Here is a 21,742-nt window from a genome sequence, read left to right as displayed (position 1 = left end):
GACAGTATGAGCTTTTTTAAAAAATTAAAAGAAAAAATTTCAAAACAAACAGATACGGTAACAGAGAAATTTAAACAAGGGTTAGAAAAGACGAGGAATTCGTTTGCAGATAAAGTAAATGATTTAGTTTATCGTTATCGTAAAGTAGATGAAGATTTTTTTGAGGAACTAGAAGAAATTTTAATTGGTGCAGATGTCGGAGTTTCGACGGTAATGGAATTAATTGATCAATTGAAAGAAGAAGTGCAACGTCGTAACATCCAAGATCCAAAAGAAGTACAAGCTGTTATTTCAGAAAAGTTAGTAGGAATTTACAAAGGTGACAGTGAATTTAGCAACGAAATTAATATGCAAGAGGATCAATTAACAGTTGTTTTATTTGTCGGTGTTAATGGCGTAGGAAAAACGACGACGATTGGTAAACTAGCACATAAATTCAAAACAGAAGGTAAGTCTGTCCTATTGGCAGCAGGAGATACATTCCGCGCGGGAGCGATTGAACAATTAGAAGTATGGGGCGATCGCGTTGGTGTAGAAGTGATTAAACAAGGATCAGGATCTGATCCAGCGGCGGTTATGTATGACGCTGTACAAGCTGCGAAAGCACGTAAAGTAGACGTATTACTATGTGACACAGCAGGGCGCTTACAAAATAAAGTAAACTTAATGAAAGAGTTAGAGAAAGTGAAGCGTGTAATTGAGCGTGAAGTACCGGGGGCTCCTCATGAAGTATTACTTGTTATTGATGCAACAACAGGACAAAACGGTTTAAGTCAAGCGAAAACATTCCGTGAAGCAACGAATGTTACTGGTATTGTTTTAACGAAGTTAGATGGAACTGCTAAAGGTGGTATTGTATTAGCGATTCGTAACGAAATGGATGTACCGGTGAAATTTGTTGGATTAGGGGAGCAAATGGATGACTTGCAGCAGTTTGATCCAGAACAATATGTGTATGGTTTATTTGCGAACTTAGTAGAAACAGAAGAAGTGTAAGTGTAAGTGAAAGAAGCGGTATTTTCCGCTTCTTTTTCTATAAAAAATATGTGATGTTAAGAAAAAAACTTGACACTCTTTTGTACTCCATGTAAACTAATTCATGTAAAGGGAAATCACTTAACAAAGGATGATCCAACATGCTCGAGAAAACAACGAGAATGAACTATTTATTTGATTTTTATCAATCGTTGTTAACGCAAAAACAAAGAAGTTATATGTCGCTTTATTATCTAGATGATTTATCTCTTGGTGAAATTGCGGAAGAATTTGATGTAAGTCGCCAAGCCGTGTATGATAACATTAAACGGACTGAAGCGATGCTTGAAGAATATGAAGATAAATTAGTATTACTTCAAAAGTTTCAAGAGCGACAGCGACTTGTTGCAAAGCTAAAACAGCTAATCAGCGAAGAAGAGCATGTGAATGAAGAAATGAAACAAGTTGTTGAAGCTATCGAAAAATTAGATTAGGAGGGCGGCAATATGGCATTTGAAGGATTAGCCGACCGACTTCAACAGACAATGCAAAAAATCCGCGGCAAAGGAAAAGTTTCTGAAGCCGATGTGAAAGAAATGATGAGAGAAGTTCGTCTAGCTCTTTTAGAAGCGGACGTTAACTTTAAAGTAGTAAAAGATTTTGTAAAGCGTGTGTCTGAACGTGCTGTCGGACAAGATGTAATGACAAGTTTGACACCTGGACAACAAGTAATTAAAGTCGTACAGGAAGAACTTACAGAACTTATGGGCGGAGAGCAAAGCAAAATTGCTGTTGCTAATAGGCCACCGACTGTTATAATGATGGTTGGTCTGCAAGGTGCGGGTAAAACAACGACGACAGGTAAGCTTGCGAATTTGCTTCGTAAAAAGCATAATCGTAAACCAATGCTTGTTGCAGCGGATATTTACCGTCCAGCAGCGATTAAACAGCTTGAAACATTAGGGAAGCAATTGGACATGCCTGTATTCTCTTTAGGAGATCAAGTAAGTCCTGTTGAAATTGCGAAACAAGCGATTGCAAAAGCAAAAGAAGATCATCACGATTATGTTTTAATCGATACAGCAGGTCGTCTGCATATTGATGAAGAACTAATGGATGAATTAGCGAAAGTGAAAGAAGTTGCGAAACCGGATGAAATTTTCCTTGTTGTCGATGCGATGACGGGTCAAGACGCGGTAAATGTTGCACAAAGTTTCCATGAACAGTTAGGTTTAACAGGTGTTGTATTAACGAAATTAGATGGTGATACGCGCGGTGGTGCGGCATTATCTATTAAGGCTGTAACAAATACACCGATTAAATTTGCTGGTATGGGTGAAAAACTAGATGCGATTGAAGCGTTCCATCCAGAGCGTATGGCATCCCGTATTTTAGGGATGGGAGACGTCTTAACATTAATTGAAAAAGCGCAAGCTACAGTTGATGAAGAGAAAGCAAAAGAACTTGAGCAAAAAATGCGTACGCTTTCGTTTACGCTTGACGATTTCCTAGAACAACTTGGACAAGTGCGTCAACTTGGACCACTTGATGAATTGTTAGGAATGCTTCCTGGTGCAAATAAAATTAAAGGGCTGAAAAATGCGCAAGTTGATGAAAAACAAATTGGGCATATTGAGGCAATTATTCGTTCTATGACTAAATTAGAGCGAGAACAACCGGAAATAATCAATGCTAGTCGCAAAAAGCGCATTGCCAAAGGTAGCGGTACAACGGTACAAGAGATCAATCGTTTAATCAAGCAATTTGATGATATGAAAAAGATGATGAAAACGATGACTGGAATGCAAAAAGGTAAGAAAAAAGGACTAGGTGGATTGAAGTTTCCATTCATGTAAGGAAAAAAGATGGCTCTGTTAAGAAAAAATACTTTACAAAGCAATAGTCTTTTTGCTAATATAATTATCTGTGTGAAATAAATTCGGAGGTGCTTTATAAATGGCAGTTAAAATTCGTTTAAAACGTATGGGAGCTAAAAAAACTCCTTTCTATCGTGTAGTTGTTGCAGATTCTCGTTCTCCTCGTGACGGACGTTTCATTGAGGAAATCGGTACTTACAATCCGGTTGCTCAACCAGCTGAAGTTAAGATCAACGAAGAAGCAGCATTAAAATGGTTAGGAAATGGTGCTAAACCATCTGATACAGTTCGTAACTTATTCTCTAACCAAGGTATCATGGAGAAATTCCACTTATCTAAACAAGGTAAGTAATTGAGGCAATGACTATGAAGAAGTTAGTCGAGACGATTGTCAAGCCTCTTGTCGATCATCCTGAAGATGTAAAAGTTACACAGGAACTTTACAACGGAGAGATAAAGTATCGATTAACTGTACATCCTGAGGATGTTGGAAAAGTCATTGGAAAGCAAGGGAGAGTTGCGAAAGCAATTCGAATGCTCTTGTATTCAGTGGGACATCATAATGATGAAAAAGTAACACTGGAAATTCAATAAACGTAAAAAGGGCGAGGAGTTATTTCCTCTCCCTTTTTTAACATTTAAAGAGAAGTTGCATGTTCCATATATGAAATGGAAATGCTTAATTTATATAGAAACCAGGGGTGACATACTATTTATGACAAAGTGGTTTAACGTAGGGAAAATTGTAAATACTCATGGCGTAAGAGGAGAAATTCGTGTTATTTCTCGTACTGATTTTCCAGAAGAGCGATATAAAGTAGGAAACACATTATACATAAGTAATGAGAAAAGTACAGACTACCTTCCGGTGAAAGTAACTTCTCATCGTCAACATAAGACATTTGATTTATTAACATTTGAAGGATACAACAATGTAGATGAAGCAGAGAAGTTTAAAGGTTCTTTAATAAAAGTACCAGAAGAGCAGTTAGGCGAACTAGCTGAAGGCGAATACTACTACCATGAAATTATTGGTTGCAGTGTTGTAACGGAAGAAGGAGAAGCGTTAGGAACAATAAAAGAAATTTTATCTCCTGGCGCAAATGATGTTTGGGTAATTAAACGTCCAAAAGGTCAAGATCTATTAATTCCTTATATTGATGATGTTGTACTTCAAGTTAACATTGAGAATAAATTAGTAACCATTCATGTAATGGAAGGATTGCTATAATGAAAATTGACATTTTAACATTGTTTCCAGATATGTTTACGGGTGTGTTTGGATCTTCAATTTTAAAGAAAGCACAAGAAAAAGAAGCGGTAGAGCTTCGTGTTGTCAATTTCCGCGATTATACAACGAGTAAGCATAATAGCGTAGATGATTATCCGTATGGTGGTGGAGCTGGGATGGTATTAACCCCTCAGCCTATCTTTGATGCAGTGGAAGAGTTAACGAAGGAAACAGACCGTAAACCGAGAGTTGTTTTAATGTGTCCACAAGGAGAGCGTTTTACGCAGAAGAAGGCAGAAGAGCTTGCTGAAGAAGAGCATGTTATTTTTGTGTGTGGTCATTATGAAGGGTACGATGAACGAATTCGTGAGCATCTCGTAACAGATGAGATTTCTATTGGTGACTACGTATTAACCGGCGGAGAGTTAGCCTCTATGGTTATTACTGATAGTGTCGTGCGTCTTCTGCCAGGAGTGTTAGGAAATCATGCTTCACAAGTTGAGGATTCGTTTAGTACAGGTTTATTAGAGCATCCTCATTATACACGTCCAGCTGATTTTCGTGGTATGAAGGTACCTAATGTATTAATGTCAGGAAATCATAAAAATATTGATGAATGGCGACACAAAGAATCACTACGTCGTACGTACACGCGTAGACCGGATTTACTGGAAGAACGAGAATTATCTAAGCAAGAAGTGAAATGGCTAGAACAGATTAAAGAAGACAAGTAAGGGCTAGATATATTTTCTATTGCAACAGTCCTAGCAATATGCTATTATAACACTTGTGCTACTGAAATCAGTGGCCGTATTAACGATGTTCCGCTGTAATTTATTAAGACTTTATAAGAGCATCTGTTTAAAGGAGAGAATTTAATATGCAACAATTAATCGCAGAAATTACTCAAGGCCAATTAAAAACTGACCTTCCTTCATTCCGTCCTGGAGACACTTTACGTGTACACGTAAAAGTAGTTGAGGGAACTCGTGAAAGAATTCAGCTTTTCGAAGGTGTTGTAATTAAACGTCGTGGTGGCGGAATCAGTGAAACATTCACAGTTCGTAAGATTTCTTACGGTGTAGGTGTTGAGCGTACATTCCCAGTTCACACGCCAAGAATCGCGAAACTTGAAGTACTTCGTCGTGGTAAAGTACGTCGTGCTAAGTTATACTACTTACGTAACCTTCGCGGTAAAAAAGCACGTATTAAAGAAATTCGATAAGACATGTATGGGAGCTTGTAAATGCACAAGCTCCCTTTTTCCAATCTATATAAAATTTTGATATAATACGAGCAGCTTACATAATCGTGGAGGGGAAATGCATGAAGAAAGAAAAGAGTTCACTTTGGGAATGGATCAAGGCAATTTTGATTGCTGTTGTATTAGCGGGTGTTATTAGACAGTTTTTCTTTGCGCCAATTCTCGTAGATGGAGTGTCGATGGCGTCTACTTTACATGATCGCGATCGAATGATTGTCAATAAAATTGGTTATCACATAGGAGATCCGAAACGATTTGATATTATCGTATTCCGAGCAACGGAAGATAAGGATTATATTAAGCGTATTATCGGCCTGCCAGGCGATGAAATAGAGTATCGTAATGATAAACTATATGTTAACGGAAAGGCTTATGAGGAGCCGTATTTAGACAAGCAGAAAAAACGAATTGCTGACGGACCGCTTACATATGATTTTACTCTTGAAGAAATGACAGGGAAGAAAACTGTTCCAGAAGGTCAATTATTTGTTTTAGGCGATAATCGTCGTTTTAGTAAAGATAGTCGCTCGATTGGTACAATTTCAATGGACCAAGTGATTGGAAAAGCAAATATACTATATTGGCCTTTAAAAGATGCTCGTATTGTGAAATAAAAGAAAAAGAAGGTGGCAACATGGTAATTCAATGGTTCCCGGGACATATGGCAAAGGCTAGACGCCAAGTAACAGAAAAATTAAAGTTAATTGATGTTGTAATTGAGCTTGTAGATGCTCGATTACCTTTATCTTCTCGAAATCCAATGATCGATGAGATCATTACACATAAACCGAGGCTTGTTGTTTTAAATAAAGCGGATATGGCAGATGATCGTTTAACAAAGCAATGGATCGCATATTTTAAAGAAAAAGACCAAATGGCAATTTCAATTAACGCACAAGCTGGACAAGGTATGAAGGAAATTGCAGCAGCTTGTAAAGTGTTGGTGAAAGAAAAATTTGATAAAATGGCTGCAAAAGGTATTAGACCGAGAGCGATTCGTGCATTAATTGTAGGTATACCGAATGTTGGTAAATCTACGTTAATTAATAAGTTAGCGAAGAAAAATATTGCTAAAACAGGAGATCGCCCTGGTGTAACAACAGCTCAACAATGGATTAAAGTTGGGAAGGAAATGGAACTGTTAGATACACCTGGTATTTTATGGCCTAAATTTGAAGATCAACTAGTGGGTCTTCGTTTAGCGACAACAGGCGCAATTAAAGATTCAATTTTAAATTTACAAGATGTTGCTGTTTACGCACTACGTTTTATGGAGAAACATTATCCAGAACGTTTGAAAGAGCGATATAATTTAAATGAAATTCCAGAAGATATTGTAGAGTTATTCGATGCAATTGGAAAAAATAGAGGCTGTTTAATGGGCGGCGGAATGATTGATTATGATAAAACATCTGAGCTTGTACTTCGTGAGCTTCGCGGTGGAAAACTTGGAAAAATGACGTTTGAAACACCGGAAGAGTTTGCAGAGCAGACAGAAGATGCAGAAAAAATAGAAGAAGTATAAGACGTGCGTTAGTACGTCTTTTCTTTTTTGTATATAAAGGGAGTGGCATGAATGCAAAAAGTGACTATTCAAGAAGCGGAACGTTTACTGCATGAAATAATGAGTGAAGAAGATGATCGCTTTCAACTATTAATGAAAGACGAGCGAAAAGGGATACAAAAGCTCATTTTGAAGTGGCATAAACAAAAAGAATTAGCGCAGAAAGAAAAAGAAAAGTTTTTCGAAATGTCTAGGTACGAGATTGCATTACGTGAAAAAGGGCTCACACTTATCGCGGGTATAGATGAAGTAGGGCGTGGGCCACTAGCTGGGCCTGTCGTGACGGCAGCTGTTGTCCTTCCGGAAGATTTTTATATTCCAGGGTTAAATGACTCGAAAAAGCTGAGTGAGGCGAAGCGAGAGCGTTTTTATGATGAAATCAAAGCACAAGCAATTGCAATTGGAGTTGGAATTGTATCACCACAAATTATTGATGAGATAAATATTTATCAAGCGACGAAACAAGCGATGTTAGATGCTGTTGCGAATTTATCTTGTGCACCAGAATATTTATTAATTGATGCGATGAAACTTCCTACACCAATTCCGCAAACATCCATCATTAAAGGTGATGCGAAAAGTATTTCTATTTCAGCTGCATCCATTATTGCGAAGGTAACGAGAGATCGTATGATGAAAGAACTTGGAGAAAAGTATCCTGCATATGGATTTGAGCAACATATGGGATATGGTACAAAACAACATTTAGAAGCGATTGAAGCGCATGGAGTATTAGAAGAACATCGGAAATCGTTTGCACCAATTAAAGATATGATTCAAAAATAAGCTGCGAATATGCAGCTTATTTTTTTATTTTGGTATATGAACATTATTATTTTCAAAAAAGAATAAAGCGATTTCAGTTTTCTGACACTTTATTGTAGACAGCGTGCCAATCATCTTATACAATGGCAATGTAATGTTTTTTAAACATTAAAAAACTTTTCGAGTAAAACAGGAAAACAGGGGAGGATGGGACCATGAATATCCATGAGTACCAAGGTAAGGCAGTCCTTAGAAGCTATGGGGTTAGCGTTCCGAACGGGAAGGTTGCATTTACAGTAGAAGAAGCTGTAGAAGCAGCGAAAGAATTAGGAACGGATGTATGTGTAGTAAAAGCACAAATTCACGCTGGTGGACGCGGCAAAGCTGGCGGAGTAAAAGTTGCAAAAAATTTAGATGAAGTTCGTACATATGCAGAGAGCATTTTAGGAACTACACTTGTGACACATCAAACAGGTCCTGAAGGTAAGGAAGTAAAACGCTTACTTATCGAAGAAGGTTGCGATATTAAGAAAGAATATTATGTTGGTCTAGTTTTAGATCGTGCAACTTCTCAAGTTGTTTTAATGGCATCTGAAGAAGGTGGAACAGAAATTGAAGAAGTAGCAGAACAAACACCTGAAAAGATCTTTAAAGAATACATTGATCCAGCAGTAGGCTTGCAAGGCTTCCAAGCACGCCGAATCGCATTTAACATCAATATTCCAAAAGAGCTTGTAGGACAAGCTGTGAAGTTTATGATGGGCTTATACCGTGCGTTTATCGAAAAAGATTGCTCTATCGCGGAGATTAATCCACTTGTTACAACAGGTGACGGTAAAGTTATGGCATTAGATGCAAAATTAAACTTTGATTCTAATGCTTTATATCGCAATAAAGACATTTTAGAACTTCGTGATCTTGATGAAGAAGATTCAAAAGAAATTGAAGCTTCTAAATATGACTTAAACTACATTCCTTTAGATGGAAATATCGGTTGTATGGTTAATGGTGCAGGTTTAGCGATGGCTACAATGGATATCATTAAACATTACCATGGCGATCCAGCTAACTTCTTAGATGTTGGTGGCGGTGCAACAGCTGAAAAAGTTACAGAAGCATTCAAAATTATCCTTTCTGACAAAAATGTAAAAGGTATCTTTGTTAACATTTTTGGTGGCATTATGAAGTGTGATGTTATCGCAGAAGGTGTTATTGAAGCGACGAAACAAGTAGGTCTTGAATTGCCTTTAGTTGTACGTCTTGAAGGTACAAACGTAGAGTTAGGTAAGAAAATTTTAAATGAGTCTGGCTTAAATATTGTTGCAGCAGAATCTATGGCAGACGGTGCACAAAAAATTGTTTCACTAGTGGGCTAATAGAAAGCGGGGGAGAAAAATGAGCGTATTAGTTAATAAAGATACAAAAGTTATTGTTCAAGGTATTACAGGTTCTCAAGGATTATTCCACACAAAACAAATGATTGAATACGGTACGAAAATTGTCGGTGGTGTAACGCCAGGTAAAGGTGGCACTGATATTGAAGGTGTACCAGTATTTGATACTGTAGAAGATGCAGTGAAAGCAACAGGCGCAAATGCTTCAGTTGTATACGTTCCACCCGCTTTTGCGGCTGATGCAATTATGGAAGCAGTTGATGCAGAAATCGATTTAGTAGTATGTATTACTGAAGGAATTCCTGTATTAGATATGGTAAACGTAAAGAGATATATGGCAGGTAAACATACACGTTTACTTGGACCAAACTGTCCTGGTGTTATTACGCCTGATGAATGCAAAATTGGTATTATGCCAGGTTACATTCATAAAAAAGGCCATGTAGGTATCGTATCTCGCTCTGGTACATTAACGTATGAGGCTGTACATCAGTTAACACAAGAAGGTATTGGCCAATCTACTGCTGTAGGTATCGGTGGGGACCCAGTTAACGGTACGGACTTTATTGATGCGTTAAAAGCATTTAATGAAGATGAAGAAACGCATGCTGTAATTATGATTGGTGAAATCGGTGGTACAGCGGAAGAAGAGGCAGCTGAATGGGTGAAAGCTAATATGACAAAACCTGTTGTAGGCTTCATTGGTGGCCAAACAGCGCCTGCAGGCAAACGTATGGGCCATGCTGGTGCAATCATTTCTGGTGGTAAAGGAACTGCTGCTGAAAAGATTAAAACGATGGAAGCTTGTGGTATTAAAGTAGCGGAAACTCCAGCGGTTATGGGCGAAACGCTAATCTCTGTCTTAAAAGAAAAAGGTCTATTTGAGACTTGTAAAAACTACTAATCTGTTGAAAGACACCTTCTTGCTTGAAGGTGTCTTTTTACGTAATTCTTGTTTACATAATAAAAATTATGGGTAAGGAGAATTAAGATGAAAAGAGAACGATTATTACATCTTCATTATTTTTTAGCAGATCATTGGAAGGCGATGGAAAGACTACTATATGTCGATCCTGAATTGAAGGGAATATACACTTTTAATGCAACACAAATGGAATACTACACTGGAATATCCTCGAAAAAATCTTCAGAATTAGTACGTTTTCTTCAAAGTTCAAATCTCTCGCAATATATATCTTATTTAGAGAAAAATCGAATCTTTTATATGACTATCTGTGATGAAGATTATCCACAATTATTACGTGAAATACAAGATTCGCCCTTTGTGTTATATGGAAAAGGTGAGAAGGATTTTCTCAATAAGGCGAATAAATTAGCGGTTATTGGAACGAGAGAACCGACTTTATATGGGCATGAGAGTTTACAATTTATTTTACACCCATTATTAGAAAGAGAATGGCTTATTGTCAGTGGGTTTGCAAGAGGGATAGATACAATGGCTCATGAAATTACAGTAAGACGGCATTGTCCGACTATTGCAATACTAGGACATGGATTATCGTATATGTATCCAAAAGAGAATAGACATTTATATGAAACATGGAATGAATATATATTGTTATTAACAGAGTATCCGCCGCACTATGCACCGAAAAAATGGTATTTTCCAAAAAGGAACCGAATCATTAGTGGTATAAGTAAGGGTGTTTTAGTTGTAGAAGCGAAATCAAGAAGTGGAACACTTATTACTGCGGACCTTGCTTTAGAGCAAAATAGAGAGGTATTTGCACTTCCTGGACCTATATTTATAGATAGTGCATCAGGAACGAATCATCTAATTCAACAAGGAGCAAAACTAGTAAGAAATGCAGAAGATATCTTGGAAGAGATTTTAAATTAACCTTATATTTTCATGTTTTTATTAAACAATTATTGACAAATGGTAGAAAGGCACTGTATGGTATATTCATTCTTGATTGACAAAAACAAGAGAAATCAATAAGATTGATGAAGACTTGAATCCACCTCTTAAGGAGGCACTAGCATGTCAGATTACCTCGTAATCGTGGAGTCGCCTTCTAAGGCGAAGACCATTGAGAAATATTTAGGGAAAAAATACAAAGTTGTCGCGTCTATGGGACACGTTCGCGATTTACCTAAAAGCCAAATGGGGATAGAAGTAAAGAACAACTTCACCCCGAAGTATATTACCATTCGTGGTAAAGGTCCCGTCTTAAAAGATTTAAAATCAGCGGCAAAAAAAGCAAAGAAAGTCTATCTCGCGGCCGATCCAGACCGCGAAGGGGAAGCAATTGCTTGGCATTTAGCCAATACGTTAAATGTGGACGTTGAATCAGATTGCCGAGTTGTGTTTAATGAGATTACAAAAGATGCAATAAAAGAATCATTTAAACATCCTCGTGCGATTAATATGGATTTAGTAGATGCACAACAAGCAAGACGTATACTAGATCGTCTTGTGGGTTACAATATTAGTCCTTTATTATGGAAGAAAGTAAAAAAAGGATTAAGTGCAGGACGCGTACAATCTGTAGCAGTTCGTTTAATTATCGAACGTGAAAAAGAAATTCAAATCTTTGAGCCTGAAGAATTCTGGACAATCAAGACAGAATTTGTGAAGGGGAAAGACACATTTGAAGCAAGTTTTTACGGTGTAGATGGTGAAAAAGTTCAATTAACGAATGAAACGCAAGTGAATGAAATAATTGAACAGATGAAAGATAATGCGTTTTCAGTTGAAAATGTAACGCGAAAAGAGCGAAAACGTAATCCTGCATTACCGTTTACAACATCTTCCTTGCAACAAGAGGCAGCTCGTAAGTTAAACATGCGAGCAAAGAAAACAATGATGCTCGCGCAGCAATTGTATGAAGGGATAGATCTTGGCAAGCAAGGAACTGTAGGTCTTATTACGTATATGAGAACTGACTCAACACGTATCTCAGAAACAGCTCAAACAGAGGCGCGTACTTACATTACTGAGGCGTTTGGTGCGGAATACATAGGAACAGAAAAGAAGAAAGAAACGAAAAAGTCGAACGCACAAGATGCGCATGAGGCAATTCGTCCTACTTCGGTAATGAGAAGGCCAGAGGAACTAAAGAGTTTCTTAAGTCGTGATCAACTTCGGTTGTATAAACTGATTTGGGAGCGATTTGTTGCAAGTCAAATGGCGTCTGCTATAATGGATACTGTGACAGCTAGACTCATTAATAACAATGTTCAGTTCCGTGCAAGTGGATCGGTTGTAAAGTTTCCAGGATTTATGAAAGTGTATGTAGAGTCGAAAGATGACGGGGCTGAAGAAAAGGATAAAATGTTGCCACCTTTAGAAGTAGGGGAAACGGTATTTTCGAAGGATTTAGAACCGAAGCAACACTTTACACAACCTCCGCCGCGCTATACAGAGGCTCGTCTAGTAAGAACACTTGAAGAGCTTGGAATTGGAAGACCATCGACTTACGTACCGACACTTGAAACGATTCAAAAACGTGGATACGTAGGTTTGGATAATAAACGCTTTGTTCCAACTGAACTTGGTGAAATAGTAATTGAACTTATTTTAGAGTTTTTCCCAGAAATTATTAACATTGAATTTACTGCTAACATGGAGCAAAGTCTTGATGAAGTAGAAGAAGGAAATGCGAATTGGGTAAAAATTGTTGATGATTTCTACGTAGGCTTTGAACCGCGTTTAGAAAAAGCGGAAAAAGAAATGCGTGAAGTGGAAATTAAAGATGAACCAGCTGGGGAAGACTGTGAATTGTGTGATCACCCAATGGTCTTTAAAATGGGTAAATACGGGAAATTTATGGCTTGTTCGAATTTCCCAGATTGTCGTAATACAAAACCGATTGTGAAAGAAATCGGTGTTACTTGTCCGAAGTGTGATAAAGGTCAAATTATTGAACGCCGTAGTAATAAAAAGAAACGTCTTTTCTATGGATGCGGTACGTATCCAGAGTGTGACTTTGTATCTTGGGATAAACCAATTGGTCGTAAATGTCCGAAGTGCGAAGGTATGCTTGTAGAGAAGAAGTTGAAAAAAGGCGTGCAAGTACAATGTATTTCGTGTGATTATGAAGAAGAACAACAAATGTGAGCGTAACTGCTCACATTTTTTTCGGGAAGAAAAGGAAAGGTGATTAATATGACAACACAAGTAGTAAACGTCATTGGCGCAGGTCTTGCAGGAAGTGAAGCAGCTTACCAAATTGCAAAACGTGGTGTCCAAGTAAAATTATATGAAATGAGACCAGTAAGGCAAACACCAGCTCATCACACAGATAAATTTGCAGAGTTAGTATGCAGTAACTCGCTTCGCGCAAACACATTAACAAACGCTGTTGGTGTTATTAAAGAAGAAATGCGTCTAATGGACTCTGTTATTATTCGTGCAGCTGATGAGTGCTCTGTACCAGCAGGGGGGGCTTTAGCTGTAGATCGTCATGAATTTGCGGCAAAGGTAACGGAGTATGTGAAAAACCATCCGAACGTAACTGTGATGAATGAAGAAATTACTGAAATTCCAGAAGGGCCTACTGTTATCGCGACAGGTCCACTTACGTCTCCTGATCTTGCTGCACAATTAAAAGAATTAACAGGTGAAGATTATTTTTATTTCTATGATGCTGCAGCACCGATTGTTGAGAAAGACAGCATTGATATGAATAAAGTATATTTAAAATCTCGTTACGATAAAGGTGAAGCTGCATATTTAAACTGCCCAATGACGGAAGAGGAATTTGACCGTTTTTACGAGGCTTTAATTGCTGCTGAAACAGTACCTTTAAAAGAATTTGAAAAAGAAATTTTCTTTGAGGGTTGTATGCCAGTAGAAGTTATGGCAAGTAGAGGAAGACAGACGTTAGTATTTGGACCAATGAAACCTGTTGGATTAGAAGATCCGAAAACAGGGAAAACGCCATATGCTGTTGTTCAGTTACGTCAAGATGATGCAGCAGGAACGTTATACAATATCGTAGGTTTCCAAACGCATTTAAAGTGGGGACCACAAAAAGAAGTGTTACAGTTGATTCCAGGACTGGAAAACGCAGAGATTGTACGTTATGGTGTAATGCATCGTAATACGTTTATTAATTCACCTAACTTACTTCGTCCAACATATCAATATAAACAACGTGATGATTTATTCTTCGCTGGTCAAATGACTGGAGTAGAGGGATATGTTGAATCGGCAGCATCAGGATTACTAGCAGGTATTAACGCTGCTCGACTTGTGAAAGGTGAAGAGCCGGTTGTATTACCATCTGTAACTGCAATGGGAAGTATGGCGAATTATATTACTGCGACAAATGCGAAAAACTTCCAACCAATGAATGCGAACTTCGGTCTGTTTGCACCGTTAGAGAAGAAAATTAAGAAAAAAGCAGAACGAAATGAAGCCTATGCAACACGCGCTTTAGAAACAATTCAAAATTTTGTAAATATTTAGTTAAATTTCTTGCAAAGGCTACTAAGTTGTGATACGATTTAGTAGCCTTTATTGAGGTGAACTGTGTGAATGTGAAGAAATTGTTACAATTATTCGTTGGATATTTACAAATTGAAAGAAATTATTCAAAATATACAATTGCAAGTTATCAAAATGATTTAGAACATTTTGTGCAATTTATGGAGCGAGAAGGCATATCCTCTTTTTTAGATGTTACATACGCGGATGTTCGTTTGTACTTAACGACGTTGCACGATGAAAAGTTAGCCCGTAAATCTGTCGCAAGAAAAGTATCAAGCTTACGAAGTTTATATCGTTTTTTGATGCGTGAAGGTTATCGGAAAGATAATCCGTTTGCACTTGCGTCACTCCCCAAAAAAGAATTGTCAATCCCAAAGTTTTTATATGCTGAAGAATTAGAGGAATTGTTTGAAGTTTCTGATACGGAAACGCCGCTAGGTCAAAGGAATCAAGCTTTATTAGAATTGATGTATGCGACTGGAATCCGTGTGAGTGAATGTGTCAATTTACAACTTACCGATATTGACTTCGCGGTGGGAACAATTTTAGTAATGGGAAAAGGAAAAAAACAAAGGTATATTCCGTTCGGAAGCTATGCGCAAGATGCTTTAATTACTTATATAGAGAACGGGAGAAAACAGTTAGCTCACAAAACTGAAGAACACTCTCATATGGTATTTTTAAATGCGAAAGGCACGCCGCTAACAAGTCGAGGGGTACGCTATGTATTAAACGAACTCATTAAGAAAGCTTCACTGACAATGCGGATCAGTCCCCATATGTTAAGGCATACATTTGCTACACATATGTTAGATGAAGGGGCAGATTTACGTACTGTACAGGAGCTACTCGGTCATGAGAATTTGTCGACGACACAAATTTATACGCATGTCTCTAAAGAAAGATTGCGTTCGGTCTACATGAAGCATCACCCACGGGCATAAATTGCTTTTAAAGCTATAAAAACATATAAAGGAGTTTTTTCTATGGGAAATTTCCACGCTACAACGATATTTGCAGTTCATCATAATGGAGAATGTGCAATGGCTGGAGATGGCCAGGTGACGATGGGAAATGCAGTTGTAATGAAACATACAGCTCGTAAAGTCCGTAAACTTTTCCAAGGGAAAGTTTTAGCTGGCTTTGCAGGTTCCGTTGCTGACGCATTTACTCTTTTTGAAATGTTTGAAGGAAAATTAGAAGAGTACAATGGAAACTTGCAGCGTGCTGCAGTTGAGATGGCAAAACAATGGCGTGGCGACAAAATGTTACGTCAACTAGAAGCGATGCTCATTGTCATGGATAAAACAACTATGCTTCTTGTTTCAGGTACAGGAGAAGTAATCGAACCAGATGATGGTATTTTAGCGATTGGATCTGGTGGGAATTATGCGCTTTCTGCAGGTCGTGCTTTAAAACAATATGCAAGTGAACATTTAACAGCGAAGCAAATTGCGAAAGCGAGTTTAGACATTGCTGGCGATATTTGTGTTTATACAAACCACAATATAATTGTGGAAGAATTGTAGAATCGTAAGGGAGGCATTTTATATGCATTTACATTTTACTCCGCGTCAAATTGTGGAAAAATTAGATCAATACATTATCGGTCAAAAAGATGCGAAGAAAGCGGTTGCTGTAGCTTTAAGAAATCGATATCGTCGAAGTAAATTAGCTGAAAATCTACGTGATGAAATTGCGCCTAAAAATATTTTAATGATTGGACCAACGGGTGTTGGTAAAACAGAGGTAGCACGACGAATGGCGAAACTCGTTGGAGCACCTTTTATTAAGGTTGAAGCTACGAAATTTACAGAAGTTGGATATGTAGGTAGAGATGTAGAATCGATGGTACGTGACCTTGTGGAAACGTCAGTTCGTATCGTGAAAGAAGAAATGGTAGTTAAAGTACAAGATAAAGCAGAAGAACAAGCGAACCAACGTCTTGTAGAAATTTTAGTGCCGAGTCCAGAGAAACAATCTGGATTTAAAAACCCATTAGAAATGCTATTTGGTGGTGCTCAAAATTCGAATCAAACATCTGATGCACAGGAAGATGTTGAAATCGAAAAGAAACGTCAAGATGTGGAAAGAAAGCTTGCTGCAGGACTTCTTGAAGATGAAATTGTATCGATTGAAGTGACTGAGCAACAGTCTTCCATGTTCGATATGTTACAAGGAACTGGCATGGAACAAATGGGGATGAATTTCCAAGATGCATTAGGAAGTTTTATGCCGAAAAAAACAAAAAAACGTAAACTTTCTGTAAAAGAAGCAAGAAAACTCTTGACAAATGAGGAAGCACAGCGCTTAATTGATATGGATGAAGTTACACAAGAGGCTGTTTATCGTGCTGAACAGCTCGGGATTATTTTTATCGATGAAATTGACAAAATTGCTGGTAAGCAGTCGAATAGCGTAGATGTATCACGTGAAGGTGTGCAACGTGACATTCTGCCGATTGTAGAAGGATCGAATGTTGCGACAAAATACGGATCAGTAAAAACGGATTATATTTTATTCGTTGCAGCTGGAGCGTTTCATATGTCTAAACCGTCGGATTTAATTCCGGAACTGCAAGGGAGATTTCCGATTCGAGTAGAATTAACAAAATTATCGACAGATGATTTTGTTAAAATATTAATCGAGCCTGACAATGCGTTAATTAAACAATATATGGCTTTATTAGCGACTGAAGGTATAGAAATTGAATTTTCAGACGAAGCTATTCGTAAGATTGCTGAGATTGCTTATCAAGTTAATCAGGATACAGATAATATTGGAGCAAGAAGACTTCATACGATTATGGAGAAGCTCCTTGAAGATTTATCGTTTGAAGCATCTGAAATTACGTTAGAGAAAATAACGATAACGCCTCAGTACGTTGAGGAGAAATTAGCAACGATTGCTAAAAATAAAGATGTGAGCCAGTTTATTTTGTAATTGTGTCATCAGGTGACTCGCCCTAGTTTCCAAGTGATGAAAAAATATGTGAGTAACATGTAGGAGGAACTTTTGAAATGGAATTATTAGCAAAAACAAGAAAATTAAATGCGTTATTACAGAGCGCAGCAGGAAAGCCTGTAAACTTTAGAGAAATGTCTGACACAATGTGTGAAGTAATCGAAGCGAACGTATTCGTAGTAAGTCGTCGTGGTAAATTACTAGGTTATGCAATTCACCAACAAATTGAGAATGAGCGTATGAAACAAATGCTTGCAGAGCGTCAATTCCCGGAAGAATACACACAAAGCTTATTCAACATTACAGAAACATCTTCTAACTTAGATGTAAACAGTGCTTACACAGCATTCCCAGTAGAAAATAGAGAATTATTCGGTCAAGGTTTAACTACAATCGTACCAATCGTTGGTGGCGGTGAGCGTCTAGGTACATTAGTATTAGCTCGTCTTGGTCAAGAGTTCTTAGACGATGATTTAATCCTTGCTGAATACAGTTCAACTGTAGTAGGTATGGAAATCTTACGTGAAAAAGCGGAAGAAATCGAAGAGGAAGCACGTAGTAAAGCTGTTGTTCAAATGGCGATTAGCTCATTATCTTACAGTGAGTTAGAAGCAATTGAGCATATCTTCGAAGAATTAAATGGAACAGAAGGTTTACTAGTTGCAAGTAAAATTGCTGATCGCGTAGGAATTACTCGTTCTGTAATCGTAAATGCATTACGTAAATTAGAAAGTGCTGGTGTTATTGAGTCTCGCTCTTTAGGTATGAAAGGAACATACATTAAAGTGCTAAACGACAAGTTTCTACAGGAACTTGCTAAATTAAAAACAAACTAATTTATAAAACTCTCCTCATTTTTTGAGGAGAGTTTTTTGTGTATAAAAGATTGCTGGTGTTGGCAAGTAGCGCCATAATCGTGTTTTTCGGAAAAGCTATGAATTTCATTTCATTTCTTTGCTTAAAAGAAATACAGGTTGGTAATACTAGAATTCGAGTGTGAACAAAGAAAGTTTTACATTCTTCGCATTTTCGACTTGATTGTAATATTTCAGTATGATATAGTAAGCAGTGGTGTCAGTACAAAGTACACACGTTTACTGATTTAAGTGTTGGTGCTACGTTTGTAGTTTCGCTTAGAGATGAAGTAAACGGAGGATATCAAAAACCATTTAGGAGGAACTATATTATGTCAGTAATTTCTATGAAGCAATTGCTTGAAGCTGGTGTTCATTTCGGACATCAAACTCGTCGTTGGAACCCAAAAATGAAGCGTTACATTTTCACAGAGCGTAACGGTATCTACATCATCGACTTACAAAAAACTGTGAAAAAAGTTGAGGAAGCTTACAGAACGATGCGCGACATCGCTGCTGAAGGTGGAGACATCTTATTCGTAGGTACTAAAAAACAAGCACAAGAAGCTATTAAAGAAGAAGCAACTCGTGCTGGTATGTACTTCGTTAACCAACGTTGGTTAGGTGGAACTTTAACAAACTTCCAAACAATCCAAAAACGTATCAAGCGTCTTAAAGACATCGAAAGAATGCAAGAAGATGGTACTTTCGAAGTACTTCCTAAGAAAGAAGTTGTTCAACTTAAAAAAGAGTTAGAGCGTCTTGAGAAATTCTTAGGCGGTATTAAAGATATGAAAGGTCTTCCAAGTGCATTATTCGTAGTAGACCCTCGTAAAGAGCGTATTGCAGTTGCTGAAGCACGCAAATTACACATTCCAATCATCGGTATCGTTGATACAAACTGTGATCCAGACGAAATCGATCACGTTATCCCAGCAAACGATGATGCAATTCGTGCTGTAAAACTTCTTACATCTAAAATGGCAGACGCGATCCTTGAAGCAAAACAAGGTGAAGAAACTGTTACTGCGTAACAAAGTTGGAAAGGTGATAAGGGGTTCGGCCTTTTATCACCTTTTTTAAGGTATAAACACCTTTATAAAAGGTATAAATACATATTTTAGGAGGATGAATAGTATGGCAATCACTGCACAAATGGTAAAAGAATTACGTGAAAAAACTGGCGCAGGTATGATGGACTGCAAAAAAGCTTTAACAGAAACTAATGGCGACATGGAGAAGGCAATTGACTTCTTACGTGAAAAAGGTATCGCGAAAGCTGCTAAAAAAGCAGACCGCATCGCTGCTGAAGGTTTAACTTTCATCGAAACAAACGGTAACGAAGCTTTAATCTTAGAATTAAACTCTGAAACTGATTTCGTTGCGAAAAACGAAGGTTTCCAAGCGTTAATTAAAGAATTAGCTGCTCACTTATTAGCTAACAAACCAGCTAACATTGAAGAAGCTATGGCTCAAACAATCGAAGGCGGCAAAACAGTAGAAGAGCACATCAACGAAGCAATCGCTAAAATTGGTGAAAAACTTACACTTCGTCGTTTCGAAATCGTATCAAAAACTGATGCTGATGCATTCGGCGCTTACCTACACATGGGTGGACGTATTGGTGTATTAACAGTTCTTGAAGGTTCTACTGACGAAGCAGCTGCTAAAGATGTAGCAATGCACATCGCAGCAGTTAACCCTAAATACATTGACCGCGATGCTGTAACAGCTGAAGAAGTTGAGCATGAGCGTCAAGTATTAACACAACAAGCTTTAAACGAAGGCAAGCCTGAAAAAATCGTTGCAAAAATGGTTGAAGGCCGTCTTGGCAAATTCTTCGAAGAAATTTGCTTACTTGACCAAGCATTCGTTAAAAACCCTGATATGAAAGTTCGTCAATTCGTTGAGTCTAAAGGCGGAACATTAAAAGGATTCGTTCGCTACGCTGTTGGTGAAGGTATCGAAAAACGCGAAGACAACTTTGCTGAAGAAGTAATGAACCAAGTAAAAGGTAGTAACTAATAAAGATTAGGGAACACATTGTGTTCCCTTTTTTAAAATAAAGATGTAAGCAATTGGAGGTTCATTATGAGTAAACCGAAATATAATCGTGTCGTATTAAAGCTAAGCGGAGAAGCGTTAGCTGGCGAACAAGGATTTGGAATTAACCCATCTGTTATTAAATCAGTTGCGGAACAAGTGAAAGAAATTGCAGAACTTGATGTAGAAGTTGCTGTTGTTGTTGGTGGCGGAAACATTTGGCGTGGAAAAATCGGAAGTGAAATGGGAATGGATCGTGCTGGAGCAGATTACATGGGTATGTTAGCAACAGTTATGAACTCATTAGCTCTTCAAGATAGCCTAGAGAACATTGGAATTCAAACTCGTGTTCAAACTTCAATTGAAATGCGTCAAGTAGCAGAGCCTTACATTCGTCGTAAAGCAGTTCGTCATCTAGAGAAAAAACGTGTTGTGATCTTTGCAGCAGGTACAGGTAACCCGTATTTCTCTACAGATACAACGGCAGCACTACGTGCAGCGGAAATCGAAGCAGACGTTATCTTAATGGCGAAAAACAATGTAGATGGCGTATATAATGCAGATCCATCTCTTGACCCAACAGCTACGAAATACGAAACACTTACTTACTTAGATGTATTAAAAGAAGGTTTAGGTGTAATGGATTCAACAGCTTCTTCTTTATGTATGGATAATGATATTCCATTAATTGTATTCTCTGTTATGGAAAAAGGTAACATTAAACGTGCCGTTTTAGGCGAAAATATCGGAACAGTTGTAAGGGGGAAATAAATATGGGACAACAAGTATTGAAGTCTTCAAATGAAAAAATGGAAAAAGCAGTTGCTGCTTACTCTCGTGAATTGGCAACAGTTCGCGCAGGTCGTGCAAGCTCGTCTGTATTAGATAAGGTACAAGTTGATTACTATGGTGCACCAACACCTGTTGTGCAATTAGCGAACATTACAGTTCCAGAAGCACGTTTACTTGTAATTCAGCCTTATGATAAAACTTCTATCGGTGATATCGAAAAAGCAATTTTAAAAGCAGATTTAGGCTTAAACCCTTCTAATGATGGAACTGTAATTCGTATTGCATTCCCTGCATTAACTGAAGAGCGTCGTCGTGATCTTGTTAAAGTTGTGAAAAAATATGCTGAAGAAGCGAAAGTTGCTGTTCGTAACGTACGTCGTGACGGTAACGATGATCTTAAGAAGCTTGAAAAAGCTGGCGAGATTACAGAAGATGATTTAAGAGGATATACTGAAGATATCCAAAAAGAAACAGATAAATATATTGCAAAAGTTGACGAAATCGCAAAAAACAAAGAAAAAGAAATCATGGAAGTGTAATAGCGATACCTTCGCAAATATG

Annotated in this window: 24 protein-coding genes; all 24 read left to right on the top strand. The window is 37.8% G+C overall.

Features of this window, described 5'->3' with window-relative positions; genetic code table 11:
- Nucleotides 1-6 precede the first annotated feature (6 nt).
- The 24 genes from ftsY (at nucleotide 7) to frr (ending at nucleotide 21,720) form a co-directional block, all read left to right on the top strand.
- Nucleotides 7-996 carry a signal recognition particle-docking protein FtsY gene (gene ftsY / locus MR115_RS03760; protein WP_000007660.1) on the top strand — a complete coding sequence of 330 codons (990 nt, stop codon included), beginning with the start codon at nucleotides 7-9 and terminating at the stop codon, nucleotides 994-996.
- A gap of 140 nt (nucleotides 997-1,136) precedes the next feature.
- Nucleotides 1,137-1,469: a putative DNA-binding protein gene (locus MR115_RS03755; protein WP_000891061.1), complete on the top strand. Its 333-nt coding sequence runs from the start codon at nucleotides 1,137-1,139 to the stop codon at nucleotides 1,467-1,469.
- A gap of 12 nt (nucleotides 1,470-1,481) precedes the next feature.
- Entirely contained in the window at nucleotides 1,482-2,831 is a 1,350-nt protein-coding gene (ffh, locus tag MR115_RS03750; RefSeq protein ID WP_000863466.1) for a signal recognition particle protein, read from the top strand.
- A gap of 100 nt (nucleotides 2,832-2,931) precedes the next feature.
- Nucleotides 2,932-3,204 (top strand): 30S ribosomal protein S16, encoded by a 273-nt coding sequence (gene rpsP, locus MR115_RS03745; RefSeq protein WP_000268750.1) that lies wholly within the window; start codon nucleotides 2,932-2,934, stop codon nucleotides 3,202-3,204.
- Nucleotides 3,205-3,218: 14 nt separating this feature from the next.
- Nucleotides 3,219-3,446 carry a KH domain-containing protein gene (locus MR115_RS03740; RefSeq protein ID WP_000737399.1) on the top strand — a complete coding sequence of 76 codons (228 nt, stop codon included), beginning with the start codon at nucleotides 3,219-3,221 and terminating at the stop codon, nucleotides 3,444-3,446.
- Between the two features lie 121 nt (nucleotides 3,447-3,567).
- On the top strand, nucleotides 3,568-4,083 hold the full coding sequence (rimM, locus tag MR115_RS03735; RefSeq protein WP_000170282.1) for a ribosome maturation factor RimM: 516 nt from the start codon (nucleotides 3,568-3,570) through the stop codon (nucleotides 4,081-4,083).
- Nucleotides 4,083-4,817, top strand: coding sequence for a tRNA (guanosine(37)-N1)-methyltransferase TrmD (gene trmD / locus MR115_RS03730; RefSeq protein WP_061678208.1), 735 nt, complete (start codon nucleotides 4,083-4,085; stop codon nucleotides 4,815-4,817). Before rimM ends, trmD begins: the two co-directional genes overlap by 1 nt.
- Nucleotides 4,818-4,963: 146 nt before the next feature.
- Nucleotides 4,964-5,308, top strand: coding sequence for a 50S ribosomal protein L19 (gene rplS, locus MR115_RS03725; protein ID WP_001186518.1), 345 nt, complete (start codon nucleotides 4,964-4,966; stop codon nucleotides 5,306-5,308).
- A 101-nt stretch (nucleotides 5,309-5,409) separates the two neighbouring features.
- Nucleotides 5,410-5,961 carry a signal peptidase I gene (lepB, locus tag MR115_RS03720; RefSeq protein ID WP_242240018.1) on the top strand — a complete coding sequence of 184 codons (552 nt, stop codon included), beginning with the start codon at nucleotides 5,410-5,412 and terminating at the stop codon, nucleotides 5,959-5,961.
- A gap of 20 nt (nucleotides 5,962-5,981) precedes the next feature.
- Nucleotides 5,982-6,872, top strand: a complete 891-nt coding sequence (gene ylqF, locus MR115_RS03715) for a ribosome biogenesis GTPase YlqF (protein WP_063260421.1) — start codon at nucleotides 5,982-5,984, stop codon at nucleotides 6,870-6,872.
- Between the two features lie 51 nt (nucleotides 6,873-6,923).
- Nucleotides 6,924-7,697, top strand: coding sequence for a ribonuclease HII (locus MR115_RS03710; RefSeq protein ID WP_088097494.1), 774 nt, complete (start codon nucleotides 6,924-6,926; stop codon nucleotides 7,695-7,697).
- Nucleotides 7,698-7,891: 194 nt separating this feature from the next.
- Nucleotides 7,892-9,052: an ADP-forming succinate--CoA ligase subunit beta gene (gene sucC / locus MR115_RS03705; RefSeq protein ID WP_001020792.1), complete on the top strand. Its 1,161-nt coding sequence runs from the start codon at nucleotides 7,892-7,894 to the stop codon at nucleotides 9,050-9,052.
- 19 nt (nucleotides 9,053-9,071) lie between these two features.
- Nucleotides 9,072-9,974, top strand: a complete 903-nt coding sequence (gene sucD, locus MR115_RS03700; RefSeq protein ID WP_000115178.1) for a succinate--CoA ligase subunit alpha — start codon at nucleotides 9,072-9,074, stop codon at nucleotides 9,972-9,974.
- Between the two features lie 87 nt (nucleotides 9,975-10,061).
- Nucleotides 10,062-10,931 carry a DNA-processing protein DprA gene (gene dprA / locus MR115_RS03695; protein WP_242240016.1) on the top strand — a complete coding sequence of 290 codons (870 nt, stop codon included), beginning with the start codon at nucleotides 10,062-10,064 and terminating at the stop codon, nucleotides 10,929-10,931.
- Between the two features lie 144 nt (nucleotides 10,932-11,075).
- Complete coding sequence (topA, locus tag MR115_RS03690) at nucleotides 11,076-13,154, top strand: type I DNA topoisomerase (protein ID WP_001286953.1); 2,079 nt, start codon at nucleotides 11,076-11,078, stop codon at nucleotides 13,152-13,154.
- A gap of 48 nt (nucleotides 13,155-13,202) precedes the next feature.
- The gene (gene trmFO, locus MR115_RS03685; RefSeq protein ID WP_000211998.1) at nucleotides 13,203-14,507 is read left to right on the top strand and encodes an FADH(2)-oxidizing methylenetetrahydrofolate--tRNA-(uracil(54)-C(5))-methyltransferase TrmFO; all 1,305 of its coding nucleotides are present in this window, start codon (nucleotides 13,203-13,205) and stop codon (nucleotides 14,505-14,507) included.
- Between the two features lie 65 nt (nucleotides 14,508-14,572).
- Entirely contained in the window at nucleotides 14,573-15,472 is a 900-nt protein-coding gene (gene xerC / locus MR115_RS03680; protein WP_001101238.1) for a tyrosine recombinase XerC, read from the top strand.
- 42 nt (nucleotides 15,473-15,514) lie between these two features.
- Complete coding sequence (gene hslV, locus MR115_RS03675; protein ID WP_000526271.1) at nucleotides 15,515-16,057, top strand: ATP-dependent protease proteolytic subunit HslV; 543 nt, start codon at nucleotides 15,515-15,517, stop codon at nucleotides 16,055-16,057.
- A gap of 22 nt (nucleotides 16,058-16,079) precedes the next feature.
- Entirely contained in the window at nucleotides 16,080-17,471 is a 1,392-nt protein-coding gene (gene hslU / locus MR115_RS03670) for an ATP-dependent protease ATPase subunit HslU (RefSeq protein ID WP_061678204.1), read from the top strand.
- 77 nt (nucleotides 17,472-17,548) lie between these two features.
- Nucleotides 17,549-18,328, top strand: a complete 780-nt coding sequence (gene codY, locus MR115_RS03665; RefSeq protein ID WP_000421290.1) for a GTP-sensing pleiotropic transcriptional regulator CodY — start codon at nucleotides 17,549-17,551, stop codon at nucleotides 18,326-18,328.
- Between the two features lie 350 nt (nucleotides 18,329-18,678).
- Nucleotides 18,679-19,380, top strand: a complete 702-nt coding sequence (gene rpsB / locus MR115_RS03660; RefSeq protein WP_000111485.1) for a 30S ribosomal protein S2 — start codon at nucleotides 18,679-18,681, stop codon at nucleotides 19,378-19,380.
- Between the two features lie 103 nt (nucleotides 19,381-19,483).
- On the top strand, nucleotides 19,484-20,371 hold the full coding sequence (tsf, locus tag MR115_RS03655; protein ID WP_001018583.1) for a translation elongation factor Ts: 888 nt from the start codon (nucleotides 19,484-19,486) through the stop codon (nucleotides 20,369-20,371).
- A gap of 66 nt (nucleotides 20,372-20,437) precedes the next feature.
- Nucleotides 20,438-21,160, top strand: coding sequence for a UMP kinase (gene pyrH / locus MR115_RS03650; RefSeq protein WP_000042667.1), 723 nt, complete (start codon nucleotides 20,438-20,440; stop codon nucleotides 21,158-21,160).
- Between the two features lie 2 nt (nucleotides 21,161-21,162).
- Nucleotides 21,163-21,720, top strand: coding sequence for a ribosome recycling factor (gene frr, locus MR115_RS03645; RefSeq protein ID WP_000531505.1), 558 nt, complete (start codon nucleotides 21,163-21,165; stop codon nucleotides 21,718-21,720).
- Nucleotides 21,721-21,742: the final 22 nt, after the last annotated feature.

Origin of the sequence: Bacillus cereus group sp. BfR-BA-01309 (assembly GCF_022664315.1) — a bacterium.
Lineage (GTDB): Bacteria > Bacillota > Bacilli > Bacillales > Bacillaceae_G > Bacillus_A > Bacillus_A mobilis.
Note: the sequence above shows the minus strand (reverse complement) of the source record. Positions and strands in the feature narration are given on the sequence as shown.

Coding starts and splice junctions, on each gene's coding strand:
- rpsB (WP_000111485.1), top strand. CDS start 18,679: ATGTCAGTAATTTCTATGAAGCAATTGCTTGAAGCTGGTGTTCATTTC.
- sucD (WP_000115178.1), top strand. CDS start 9,072: ATGAGCGTATTAGTTAATAAAGATACAAAAGTTATTGTTCAAGGTATT.
- ylqF (WP_063260421.1), top strand. CDS start 5,982: ATGGTAATTCAATGGTTCCCGGGACATATGGCAAAGGCTAGACGCCAA.
- rplS (WP_001186518.1), top strand. CDS start 4,964: ATGCAACAATTAATCGCAGAAATTACTCAAGGCCAATTAAAAACTGAC.
- sucC (WP_001020792.1), top strand. CDS start 7,892: ATGAATATCCATGAGTACCAAGGTAAGGCAGTCCTTAGAAGCTATGGG.
- ftsY (WP_000007660.1), top strand. CDS start 7: ATGAGCTTTTTTAAAAAATTAAAAGAAAAAATTTCAAAACAAACAGAT.
- ffh (WP_000863466.1), top strand. CDS start 1,482: ATGGCATTTGAAGGATTAGCCGACCGACTTCAACAGACAATGCAAAAA.
- frr (WP_000531505.1), top strand. CDS start 21,163: ATGGGACAACAAGTATTGAAGTCTTCAAATGAAAAAATGGAAAAAGCA.
- lepB (WP_242240018.1), top strand. CDS start 5,410: ATGAAGAAAGAAAAGAGTTCACTTTGGGAATGGATCAAGGCAATTTTG.
- MR115_RS03755 (WP_000891061.1), top strand. CDS start 1,137: ATGCTCGAGAAAACAACGAGAATGAACTATTTATTTGATTTTTATCAA.
- tsf (WP_001018583.1), top strand. CDS start 19,484: ATGGCAATCACTGCACAAATGGTAAAAGAATTACGTGAAAAAACTGGC.
- hslU (WP_061678204.1), top strand. CDS start 16,080: ATGCATTTACATTTTACTCCGCGTCAAATTGTGGAAAAATTAGATCAA.
- hslV (WP_000526271.1), top strand. CDS start 15,515: ATGGGAAATTTCCACGCTACAACGATATTTGCAGTTCATCATAATGGA.
- rpsP (WP_000268750.1), top strand. CDS start 2,932: ATGGCAGTTAAAATTCGTTTAAAACGTATGGGAGCTAAAAAAACTCCT.
- dprA (WP_242240016.1), top strand. CDS start 10,062: ATGAAAAGAGAACGATTATTACATCTTCATTATTTTTTAGCAGATCAT.
- trmD (WP_061678208.1), top strand. CDS start 4,083: ATGAAAATTGACATTTTAACATTGTTTCCAGATATGTTTACGGGTGTG.
- MR115_RS03710 (WP_088097494.1), top strand. CDS start 6,924: ATGCAAAAAGTGACTATTCAAGAAGCGGAACGTTTACTGCATGAAATA.
- MR115_RS03740 (WP_000737399.1), top strand. CDS start 3,219: ATGAAGAAGTTAGTCGAGACGATTGTCAAGCCTCTTGTCGATCATCCT.
- rimM (WP_000170282.1), top strand. CDS start 3,568: ATGACAAAGTGGTTTAACGTAGGGAAAATTGTAAATACTCATGGCGTA.
- topA (WP_001286953.1), top strand. CDS start 11,076: ATGTCAGATTACCTCGTAATCGTGGAGTCGCCTTCTAAGGCGAAGACC.
- pyrH (WP_000042667.1), top strand. CDS start 20,438: ATGAGTAAACCGAAATATAATCGTGTCGTATTAAAGCTAAGCGGAGAA.
- codY (WP_000421290.1), top strand. CDS start 17,549: ATGGAATTATTAGCAAAAACAAGAAAATTAAATGCGTTATTACAGAGC.
- trmFO (WP_000211998.1), top strand. CDS start 13,203: ATGACAACACAAGTAGTAAACGTCATTGGCGCAGGTCTTGCAGGAAGT.